Raw genomic sequence first — 1,236 nt, forward strand, 5'->3', positions numbered from 1 at the left:
GGCACCGGCCCGGCGGGAGCCACCGACCCGGCCGGGGCGGGACCGACGGCGGCCCACGCCGGGGCGCCCACCGGCGACGCGACGGCGCGGGCCAGGCCGGCGACCGGCAGCCGACCGGGGGCCGGAGCCCCGCCCCGGGTACCCCGGCAGGGCCCGCCGCCGCCGGCGGATCCGCCACCACCGCCGGCCGCCGAGCCGACCGCCACCTGGCTGGACGCCGACAGCCCGGAGCACCCGCCGGAGTCGTCCTCCCGCGAGGTGCAGAACATCCCCCTCGGGTTGGGCGCGTTGCTGCTCGGCGTCGCCGCGGTGGTCTTCGCCGCCCTGGCCACCAGCTCGATGGACGCCCTCGGCCGGCTGGGCATCCTGCTGCTGGCCACGGTGCTGATGCTGCTCGCCCCGCCGGTGCTGGCCCGCCGGGGACTCACCTCCACCGCCGAGACGATCGCCGCCGTCGGGCTGCTCCTGCTGCCCCTGGCCGGGTACGCGCTGTGGGCCGTGGACCGGGTCGGCTCCGGTGCCGTACCGGGCGCGGTCTTCGCCGCCGGGGTCTTCGCCGCCACCGCCGGCACCGCCCTCGGGTACGCCCGCTGGAGCGGCCTGCGCGCACCCCGGTTCGCCACGGTGCTGGCCGCCCAGCCGGTGCTGCCGCTGCTGGCGTACGAGTGGCTGGGCGGGGCGGTCGGCTGGGCGCTGGTGCTCACCGTGGTCGGTGCGCTCGACCTCTGGCTGGCCGGCTCCGCGCTGACCGTGGAACGGCCGGTACGCCGGGACCTGCCCGGTGCCGCCGGCCCGCCGCGTCCCGCCGGTGGCCGCCCGGAGACCGACCCCGAGGAGGGCGGCGAGGTGCTCGGCGGCGAGCCGGGGCCCCGGTCGTCCCTCGGGCCGCCCCGGCCGGTGCCGGGGTTACGGCAGCTCGCCTGGGGGCTGCACGCGGTCGCGGTGGCGCTCGCCCTGGCGTACGCGCTCACCGGGCTGCTGCGGGCGGCCACCGTACCGGCCGCCCTCGGTGCCGGTACGGCGCTGCTGCTGGCCGCCGTGGTCTGCCTGGCCGGCACGCTCGCCCTGCGCCGGCCGCCCCTGCCGGACGTCGGGGCCGGCGTCGTCACGCTCGCCGTCATCGTCGCGCTGAGCCGGATCGCAGCGGTCGCCCTGCCCGGACGGGCGCTGCTGCTCATCGCGGCGGTCATCGCGCTGACCGGGCTGGCCGTGCGGGCGGTGCCCGAGGCGGCCCGG

1 pseudogene is annotated in these 1,236 nt (G+C 80.4%); it reads left to right on the plus strand.

What is annotated here, in order from left to right:
• Window positions 1-1,236: pseudogene (locus tag AWW66_RS34735) on the plus strand (SCO7613 C-terminal domain-containing membrane protein); the annotation flags it as partial.

Source organism: Micromonospora rosaria (assembly GCF_001567585.1).
GTDB lineage: Bacteria > Actinomycetota > Actinomycetes > Mycobacteriales > Micromonosporaceae > Micromonospora > Micromonospora rosaria.